The sequence below is a fragment of the Pseudomonas tehranensis genome, from assembly GCF_014268615.1.
Taxonomy (GTDB): domain Bacteria; phylum Pseudomonadota; class Gammaproteobacteria; order Pseudomonadales; family Pseudomonadaceae; genus Aquipseudomonas; species Aquipseudomonas tehranensis.
The window spans coordinates 1-9,500 of sequence record NZ_JABWQV010000193.1; the positions used below are offsets into that span (position 1 = coordinate 1).

Consider the following 9,500-nt stretch of genomic DNA (forward strand, 5'->3'; position numbering starts at 1 on the left):
CTTCGCGAGCAAGCCCGCTCCCACAGTTTGTTTTTGGGGTGTCAGGAGAATCAGCAGCGCCCTTCCAGAATCGCCGCATACCCCTCACGAAAACTCGGATAACGCGGCGTCCAACCCAGGGCCTTGGCCCGGGCATTGCTGCAGCGCTTGCTGCCGGCGCGGCGGACGCTGGCGTTTTCGGCCCATTGGGTAACGCCCATGTACTCGCGCAGCCAGCCCACCACCTCGGCCAGCGCGGCGGGCGCGTCGTCGACACCGATGTAGCAGTCTTCCAAGGGCTTGCCCTGGCGGTCGGCTTCCAGCAGGAAGGCCAGCAGACCCGCCGCGTCGTCGGCATGGATGCGGTTGGCGTAGAGGGGCGGGTCTTCCACCACGCTATAGCCCTGGCGCACCTGGCTCAGCAACCATTCGCGGCCCGGACCATAGATGCCGGTCAGGCGTACGCGGCTGGCCGGGATGCCGCTGTCGAGCGCCACCTGTTCGGCTTCGAGCATCAGCCGGCCGGAATAGCCACCGGCCACGGTGGGCGAGGTTTCATCGACCCACTCGCCACCCTGCTGCCCGTAGACGCTGCTGCTGGAGACAAAAAGCAGTCGTTTTGGCTGCTGCCCGTGCTGCTTCAGCCAGCTCAACACATGCTGTAACCCTTGGACATAAGCCGCGCGGTAGCCCGCCTCGTCATGCTCGGTGGCGGCGACGCTGTACACCACGTAATCCAGTGGACCGGTGGGCCAATCAGCGGGACATTGCTCGTTGAACAAGTCCCCCGCCACCCCGACAACCCCGGCCGGCAGCTGCGAAACCGTACGGCGCAAGCCGTAGACCTGCCACTGCTCGGCCCGCAACTGGCTCGCCAGGCGGCCACCGATATCACCGCAGCCGGCGATCAAAACAGAAGGCGCGGACATCAAAATCTCCTCTCATAAAGCCGCAGACTAGCCGCCAGAAGGGACGAGCGGCTAGCAATGTAGGAAAAAAAGATACTGTATTACTTTTGTTAACAAGAATTACTTGCAATAATGCACGCCAGTTTTGTTCTCGGCCCCTCGAGGCCTGGAAGAACATCAACCTTCTTTTTCTCTCAGGTCCGGCCAGCATGACACGCTATCTCCCCTCCGCTTCGCCAACCAATCGACCTCGCACCTGGAGCGCCATGGCAGCCCTGCTGCTCAGCCTGCTGCTGGCGCCCAGCGCATTCGCCGACGCACAAGCGCCAGCCACGACCCCGGCCGAAGCCCCCGCTGCCATCCAAACGCCTGTCGATGCCGCCCAGCCCGTAACCGCTCCCCAGGCCATCGACCCGGCCCAGGCCGTTGAAGCCAACGCCGTAGACGCCCCTGAAGTGCTCGAAGCCGACAACACCTTGGGCATGGCCCACGATCTGTCGCCATGGGGCATGTACCAGAACGCCGACATTATCGTGAAAATCGTCATGATCGGCCTGGCCATCGCCTCGATCATCACCTGGACCATCTGGATCGCCAAGGGCTTCGAGCTGATGGGCGCCAAGCGCCGCTTGCGCGGTGAAATCGCCAACCTGAAAAAAGCCACCACCCTCAAAGAGGCCAGCGCCTCTGCGGCCAAAGAAGGCACCCTGGCCAATCTGCTGGTTCACGACGCCCTCGAAGAGATGCGCCTGTCGGCCAACAGTCGCGAGAAAGAAGGCATCAAGGAGCGCGTGAGCTTCCGCCTCGAGCGTCTGGTCGCGGCCTGCGGTCGCAACATGAGCAGCGGCACCGGCGTGCTCGCCACCATCGGTTCCACCGCACCGTTCGTCGGCCTGTTCGGCACCGTATGGGGCATCATGAACAGCTTCATCGGCATCGCCAAGACCCAGACCACCAACCTCGCTGTCGTGGCCCCCGGCATCGCCGAAGCCCTGCTCGCAACGGCTCTGGGTCTGGTCGCGGCGATCCCGGCGGTGGTCATCTACAACGTGTTCGCCCGCTCCATTGCCGGTTACAAGGCGCAGGTTTCCGACGCTTCGGCCGAAGTCCTGTTGCTGGTCAGCCGCGACCTCGACCACCTGCCGCCCGAGCGTGGCTCGCAACCGCACATGGTGAAAGTGGGGTAATCGGCCATGGGCCTGCATTTGAAAGAAGGCGCAGACGACGATCTGGCCGAGAACCACGAAATCAACGTTACGCCGTTCATCGACGTGATGCTGGTGCTGTTGATCATCTTCATGGTGGCCGCGCCACTCGCCACCGTGGACATCAAGGTCGACCTGCCGGCGTCGACGGCCAAGCCTTCGCCACGGCCCGAGAAACCGGTGTTCCTCAGCGTCAAGGCCGACCAGCGACTGTTTCTGGGCGAAGACGAGGTCAAGGCCGATAGCCTCGGCGCCACCCTCGACGCCAAGACCCAGGGCAAAAAGGACACGACGATCTTCTTCCAGGCTGATAAAGGCGTGGATTACGGCGACCTGATGAACGTGATGGACGCCCTGCGTGCCGCCGGATACTTGAAGGTCGGCCTGGTCGGACTTGAGACGGCGCCCAAGAAATGATCACGACGCGCCAAAAGCTGACGCGTTACAGCGGTAGCCTGGCCGTGGTGCTGGGCGTGCACGCGCTTGCCATCGCCCTGGCGCTGAACTGGACGTCAAACCCGCCCATTGAATTGCCGCCCCAGGCAATGATGGTCGAGCTGGCGCCGGTTCCGGCCCCACCGCCGCCTGCACCGCCTAAAGTCGTCACGCCACCGCAACCTCCGGAGCCGGTCGAAGAACTGCCGCTGCCTAAAATCGCCGAAGCCGAGAAACCGGAAATTTCAGTGCCCAAACCGGTCAAGCCCAAGCCTAAACCGCCCAAGCCCAAACCCAAGCCCGTGGAGAAGAAACCGGAGCCGCCCAAGGAAGAACCGTCGGAGCAAAAGCCCAGCGACGCGCAACCGACCAAGGCACCGACCGAGAAATCCGCGCAACCGGCTCCTGGCCCTTCGCCGGCGCAAATGGCGGCCAAAGCCAGTTGGCAAGGCACCTTGCTGGCGCACTTGGGCAAATACAAGAAATACCCGGCCAGTGCTCAGTCGCGAGGCAAGGAAGGCTTGAACCGCTTACGGTTCGTGGTGGACGCCGAAGGCAATGTGTTGTCCTTCGAGTTGGTGAGCAAGTCCGGTAACGCCGCCCTCGACCGGGCGACCCTAGAAATGATTCGCCGCGCCCAGCCACTGCCCAAGCCGCCAGCCGACATGCTGGTGAACGGCTCCATCGAAATCGTCGCGCCGTTTGTGTACTCCATCGACAAGCGCCGGCGTTAGCCACACCGTACTGCCGGGTCTGAAGGAGCTGCCGAGCGGAGCGAGGCTGCGATCTTTTCCCTGATGCTTGAGTATCAAAAGATCGCAGCCTTCGGCAGCTCCTACAAAGCCCTCGTCACCCACATTAGGCAGTGTCACACCGCACCCCCAGTCTGATAACGTGCGTCTATCGATTGCAGCCGGTATGCTTGGCTTGCAACTTCACGGACGCTCGCCATGACCCTCACAGAATTACGCTACATCGTCACCCTCGCCCAGGAGCAGCATTTCGGCCATGCGGCCGAGCGTTGCCATGTCAGCCAGCCGACCCTTTCGGTGGGCGTGAAAAAGCTTGAAGACGAGCTCGGCGTGCTGATTTTCGAGCGCAGTAAAAGCGCCGTACGCCTGACCCCGGTGGGCGAAGGTATCGTTGCCCAGGCGCAAAAAGTCCTGGAACAGGCCCAAGGCATCCGTGAACTGGCCCAGGCCGGCAAGAACCAACTGACCGCCCCGCTGAAAGTCGGCGCCATCTACACCGTCGGCCCGTACCTGTTCCCTCACCTGATTCCGCAACTGCACCGGGTCGCCCCGCAGATGCCGTTGTACATCGAAGAAAACTTCACCCATGTACTGCGCGACAAACTGCGCAACGGCGAACTGGACGCGATCATCATCGCCCTGCCGTTCAACGAAGCCGATGTCCTGACCCTGCCGCTCTACGACGAGCCGTTCTACGTGTTGATGCCGGCCCAGCATCCATGGACCCAGAAAAAATCCATCGACGCCGCCCTGCTCAACGACAAGAGCCTGCTGCTGCTCGGCGAAGGCCACTGCTTCCGCGACCAAGTGCTGGAAGCCTGCCCGACCCTGACCAAAGGCAGCGAAGGCGCCAAGCACACCACGGTGGAATCCAGCTCCCTGGAAACCATTCGCCACATGGTCGCCTCGGGCCTGGGCATTTCGATTTTGCCGCTGTCGGCGGTGGACAGCCATCATTACGCCCCTGGCGTGATCGAGGTTCGCCCACTGACGCCGCCCGTGCCGTTCCGTACCGTTGCCATCGCCTGGCGCGCCAGCTTTCCGCGACCCAAGGCCATCGAGATCCTCGCTGACTCGATCCGCCTGTGTTCCGTGGCCAAGCCGCCCACTGCCAAGTAAGCCGCGGCCATGACTGAGCTGTCGAAAGTGCCGGTCACGGCACTCAAGGGTGTCGGTGAAGCCATGGCCGAGAAGCTGGCCAAGGTTGGCCTGGAAAACCTCCAGGACGTGCTGTTCCACCTGCCGCTGCGGTACCAGGACCGCACCCGCGTCGTGCCCATCGGGCATTTGCGCCCGGGCCAGGACGCCGTGATCGAAGGCACCGTCAGCGGCGCCGACGTGGTCATGGGGCGGCGCCGTAGCCTGGTGGTGCGCCTGCAGGACGGCACCGGCGGCCTGAGCCTGCGCTTCTATCACTTCAGCAATGCGCAAAAGGAAGGCCTCAAGCGGGGCACCCGCGTGCGCTGCTACGGTGAAGCACGGCCCGGTGCGTCCGGGCTGGAGATCTATCACCCGGAATACCGCGCCATCACCGGCGACGAGCCGCCGCCGGTGGATGAAACCCTGACCCCGGTCTACCCGCTCACCGAAGGCCTGACCCAACAGCGCCTGCGTCAGCTCTGCCAGCAAACCCTGACCCTGCTCGGCCCCAGCAGCCTGCCCGACTGGCTGCCCAACGAACTGGCCCGAGATTATCAACTGGCGCCGCTGGCTGATGCGATTCGCTATCTGCACCACCCGCCGGCCGATGCCGATGTCGACGAGCTCGCCCTGGGGCATCACTGGGCCCAGCACCGACTGGCCTTTGAAGAGTTACTGACCCATCAACTGTCCCAGCAACGCCTGCGCGAAAGCCTGCGTTCCCTGCGCGCCCCGGCCATGCCCAAGGCCAAGGACCTGCCCGCCCGTTACCTGGCTAACCTGGGCTTTAAACCCACAGGGGCCCAGCAGCGGGTCGGCAACGAAATCGCCTACGACCTGAGCCAGCCCGAGCCGATGCTGCGGCTGATCCAGGGCGATGTCGGCGCCGGCAAGACCGTGGTTGCCGCCCTCGCCGCGCTTCAGGCTCTGGAGGCGGGTTATCAAGTGGCGTTGATGGCACCTACCGAGATTCTTGCCGAACAGCATTTCATCACCTTCCAGCGCTGGCTCGAACCACTGGGGATCGAGGTCGCGTGGCTGGCCGGCAAGCTCAAGGGCAAGAATCGCGCAGCCGCCCTGGCGCAGATCGCCGAAGGTGCACCGATGGTGGTCGGCACCCATGCCTTGTTCCAGGACGAAGTGCAGTTCAAGAACCTGGCGCTGGTGATCATCGACGAACAGCACCGCTTCGGCGTGCAGCAGCGCCTGGCGCTGCGGCAGAAAGGCGTCGGCGGGCGGATGTGCCCTCATCAATTGATTATGACCGCCACGCCGATTCCGCGGACCCTGGCCATGAGCGCCTATGCCGATCTCGACACCTCGATCCTCGACGAACTGCCTCCCGGGCGCACGCCGGTCAATACCGTGCTGGTCACCGACACCCGACGTGTCGAAGTGATCGAGCGCGTGCGCGGCGCCTGTGCCGAAGGGCGACAGGCCTATTGGGTGTGCACGCTGATTGAAGAATCGGAAGAGCTGACCTGCCAGGCGGCCGAAACCACCTATGAAGACCTCACCGCCGCCCTCGGCGAACTCAAGGTCGGACTGATCCACGGGCGTATGAAACCCGCCGAGAAAGCCGCCGTGATGGCCGAATTCAAGGCCGGAGCCCTGCAATTGCTGGTCGCCACTACGGTAATCGAGGTCGGGGTCGATGTGCCCAATGCCAGCTTGATGATCATCGAGAACCCCGAGCGCCTGGGCCTGGCGCAGTTGCACCAGCTACGTGGCCGGGTCGGCCGGGGCAGCGCCGCCAGCCACTGCGTCTTGCTGTATCACCCGCCGCTGTCCCAGATCGGTCGCCAGCGCCTGGGCATCATGCGCGAAACCAACGACGGTTTTGTCATCGCCGAAAAGGACCTGGAATTGCGCGGACCCGGTGAAATGCTCGGCACGCGCCAGACCGGCCTGCTTCAATTCAAGGTAGCCGACCTCATGCGCGACGCCGATCTGCTCCCCGCCGTACGCGACGCCGCCCAGGCGTTGCTGGAGCGCTGGCCGGAGCATGTCAGCCCGCTGCTGGATCGCTGGTTGCGTCACGGGCAGCAATACGGCCAAGTGTGAGCACGCTCTCAGTTTCTGGGCGCACCTGCCCGGCAAGCTGGTTATACTGCGGAACTTGTAGGAAAACGGATACAGACCATGACAGAAGCTGCCCTCGTCCCCGAAACCCCGCACGCTCCGTCTGTTATTCGGCTGTTGCTCGAGAAACTGGGCATCGGCTTTGACGAAGTAATCGAACGACCAGGCCTGAACCCCGCCCGTAAAGTGCAGGCCGTTCTGTTGCACGATGCCGTTGGCGCCCTCATGGTGCTGTTTCCGCAAAGCCAGCTGCTGGACCTCAACCGCCTGGCCGAACTCACCGGTCGCAAACTCACGGCGGTGCCTACTGACCGTCTGGAGCGCATGCTCGGCAAGCACCACCTGAGCCTGTTGCCCGGCCTGCCGGCCCTGACCAGCTCCCCTTGCCTGTATGAAGAAAGCCTGCTGCGCGAGCCGAAGCTGCTGATCAACTCGGGTGAACCGGGGCTGCTGCTGGAAGTGACCAGCGAGGCGTTCAGGACCATGCTCACCAAGGCCAGCGCCGCGACGTTCGGCGAAGCCGTGAGCAATATCACTCCCAACCTGGACCGTCCGCACGACGACCGCGCAGAAATCACCCAGGCCGTGCAGGCGTTTACCGCCCGGCGCATCCAGCAACGGCTGGAAGAAACCATCGAAATTCCGCCACTGGCCGAAACGGCGCAAAAGATTATCAAGCTGCGTGTCGATCCGGACGCCACCATTGATGACATCACCGGCGTCGTGGAAACCGACCCGGCGCTGGCCGCGCAAGTGGTGAGCTGGGCCGCCTCGCCGTACTACGCCTCGCCCGGCAAGATCCGTTCAGTGGAAGACGCCATCGTCCGGGTGCTGGGTTTCGACCTGGTGATCAACCTGGCGCTGGGCCTGGCCCTGGGCAAGACCCTGAGCCTGCCCAAGGACCATCCGCAACACACCACGCCGTACTGGCACCAGTCCATCTACACCGCCGCCGTCATCGAGGGCCTGACCCGCGCCATGCCCCGCGCCCAGCGCCCCGAAGGCGGCCTGTCGTACCTGTCCGGCCTGCTGCACAACTTCGGTTACCTGTTGCTGGCCCACGTGTTCCCGCCGCACTTCTCGTTGATCTGCCGGCACCTGGAGGTCAACCCGCACCTGTGCCACAGCTACGTGGAACAGCATCTGCTGGGCATCAGTCGCGAGCAGATCGGTTCATGGCTGATGCGCTACTGGGACATGCCCGACGAACTGGCCACCGCCCTGCGCTTCCAGCACGACCCGCACTACGACGGCGAATACGCCGCCTACCCGAACCTGGTGTGCCTGGCCGTGCGGCTGCTGCGCGCCCGTGGCATTGGCTCAGGCCCCGACGAGGAGATTCCCGACGCACTGCTCGAACGCGTCGGCCTGAGTCGCGACAAAGCCAATGAAGTGGTCAGCAAAGTGCTGGAGGCTGAGGTGTTGTTGCGCGAACTGGCTTCGCAGTTCAGCCACGGCTGAATAGGCTCTCCGGGTCACTGCAGGTGAGTGAAGCTCTTGTGGCGAGGGAGCTTGCTCCCGCTCGACTGCGCAGCAGTCGCAAAACTAACTGACGCGATCCGCCAGAAAGGCTGCATCAACCCATGCTGGGGCCGCTTCGCAGCCCAGCGGGAGCAAGCTCCCTCGCCACGGGGTTCTCGGCTAGGCTTTCTTGGCCTTCTTCGGCTTCAAGTACTTGGTCAGCCCCTGAAACCAGATCACCAGCGCCGGGTTGCCCTTGATCTGGATCGACTGGTCCTGGATCCCCGTCATAAAGGCCAGTTGCTTGTTCTTCGCCTGCATCGTGGCGAACCCATAGGCCGCGTCCTTGAAGGCGATGGCGAACGCCGGCGTCGGGTAGGTGCCGGACTGGCTGGTAATGCGCTGGTCCTTCACGGTGAAATGCCGGGCGACTTTGCCGTCCAGGGTTTGCAATTGGAACACCAACGCCTTATCGCCCAACTGCTGCTGGAACGCCGGATTGGTCCGACTGGCCCTGCCCATCAACAACCCCAGCATCCACAGCAGAAAACGAAACTTCATGGGCACGGCCTCGAAAGAAAAATGAATGTTTGGCAGTTTAGCGATTCTTCGGCGTAACGCCATCATCGGATCGCTTTGGCGGAAGATAAGCTTGTTTTCGCGAAAGATGACTGCCAAGTCATAGAACAAAAAATCAAAAGATCGCAGCCTTCGGACGATCTTTTGATCTTTTCCCCGCCAAACCCCTCGGACATTTCCTTCAAAACGCCGGGCTGTTCATGAACTAGGCAGCGCTTTCGAGCGCCGCTAACCTCTATTCGTCATCGCAAAAAACGGTGACACGGACGTGCAAGTCCGGACTGGTACCCAATCGGTTATAGCTATTGACCGAGCATTTTTTTATGCTCGCGTCCGTTATGGCGATTGTGCGTGGGAGACCTTCGGGTCTGCCGGCGGTACCGGACCGGTCTTGCACACCTACGCACAGTTGCCGCCTCTTCGAATGCAAGCGAAAGGATGCCAACCCCAACTCTGGTACATAAATATGGTTAAGCCTTCACCGAATCCGCCGCAAAGCGGCCACAAATCCCGCGTCGAAACTCTCGAAGAAAAAAAGCTCGAAGACGCCGCCACCCGCGCCCTCGACTACTACCTCAAACCCCGACCCTCCCCGCCCGAACCCGACAAAAACCAGCTTTTCATCGTCTCGCCCCACATCGACACCGAAACCCTGCTGGCCAACGCCTCCGAAGACCTGCTCTCCATCAGCACCATCGCCGCCGACCTGGCTGACGATGTCGATGACTCACGCCGCTGCGTAGCCTTGGCGATCAGCCGCATGGCTGATGGGGTTCAGTTGTTGGTAGAGCGGGCGCTGGATCATCTGGAAACAAAAGAGATGGCGGCGCCTGAAACCAAGGGGTAGCGCTTTGCATTGATGCAAGCTGTGCCGACGCCTTCGCGAGCAAGCCCGCTCCCACAATGGGATCGAGGTACGGCCGGAGAGACAGGCCGGCTATAAGGCCGCCTCGCGAGCA

At 62.7% G+C, this 9,500-nt stretch carries 9 protein-coding genes; 7 read left to right on the plus strand and 2 right to left on the minus strand.

Features of this window, described 5'->3' with window-relative positions; translation table 11 throughout:
* Positions 1-50 precede the first annotated feature (50 nt).
* Positions 51-908: an SDR family oxidoreductase gene (locus tag HU811_RS20865; RefSeq protein WP_186657875.1), complete on the minus strand. Its 858-nt coding sequence runs from the start codon at positions 906-908 to the stop codon at positions 51-53.
* Positions 909-1,096: 188 nt separating this feature from the next.
* Here HU811_RS20865 and exbB point away from each other — a divergent pair, with 188 nt between their 5' ends.
* The 6 genes from exbB (at position 1,097) to HU811_RS20895 (ending at position 7,962) form a co-directional block, all read left to right on the plus strand.
* The gene (gene exbB / locus HU811_RS20870; protein WP_186657877.1) at positions 1,097-2,074 is read left to right on the plus strand and encodes a tonB-system energizer ExbB; all 978 of its coding nucleotides are present in this window, start codon (positions 1,097-1,099) and stop codon (positions 2,072-2,074) included.
* Between the two features lie 6 nt (positions 2,075-2,080).
* Entirely contained in the window at positions 2,081-2,509 is a 429-nt protein-coding gene (exbD, locus tag HU811_RS20875) for a TonB system transport protein ExbD (protein WP_186657878.1), read from the plus strand.
* Positions 2,506-3,261, plus strand: coding sequence for an energy transducer TonB family protein (locus tag HU811_RS20880; RefSeq protein WP_186657880.1), 756 nt, complete (start codon positions 2,506-2,508; stop codon positions 3,259-3,261). The genes exbD and HU811_RS20880 overlap by 4 nt, the downstream gene beginning before the upstream one ends.
* Before the next feature lie 216 nt (positions 3,262-3,477).
* Positions 3,478-4,398 carry a hydrogen peroxide-inducible genes activator gene (locus HU811_RS20885; protein ID WP_092394970.1) on the plus strand — a complete coding sequence of 307 codons (921 nt, stop codon included), beginning with the start codon at positions 3,478-3,480 and terminating at the stop codon, positions 4,396-4,398.
* Between the two features lie 9 nt (positions 4,399-4,407).
* Positions 4,408-6,483 (plus strand): ATP-dependent DNA helicase RecG, encoded by a 2,076-nt coding sequence (gene recG / locus HU811_RS20890; protein WP_047226182.1) that lies wholly within the window; start codon positions 4,408-4,410, stop codon positions 6,481-6,483.
* 78 nt (positions 6,484-6,561) lie between these two features.
* Positions 6,562-7,962, plus strand: coding sequence for an aminoacyl-tRNA deacylase and HDOD domain-containing protein (locus HU811_RS20895; protein WP_186657882.1), 1,401 nt, complete (start codon positions 6,562-6,564; stop codon positions 7,960-7,962).
* Positions 7,963-8,142: 180 nt separating this feature from the next.
* On the opposite strand, the gene HU811_RS20900 is transcribed toward HU811_RS20895, so the two are convergent.
* Positions 8,143-8,523, minus strand: coding sequence for a helicase (locus HU811_RS20900; protein ID WP_186657884.1), 381 nt, complete (start codon positions 8,521-8,523; stop codon positions 8,143-8,145).
* A 484-nt stretch (positions 8,524-9,007) separates the two neighbouring features.
* Between HU811_RS20900 and HU811_RS20905 the strand changes: the two genes are divergently transcribed.
* Positions 9,008-9,388, plus strand: a complete 381-nt coding sequence (locus HU811_RS20905; RefSeq protein WP_186657886.1) for a DUF6124 family protein — start codon at positions 9,008-9,010, stop codon at positions 9,386-9,388.
* Positions 9,389-9,500: the final 112 nt, after the last annotated feature.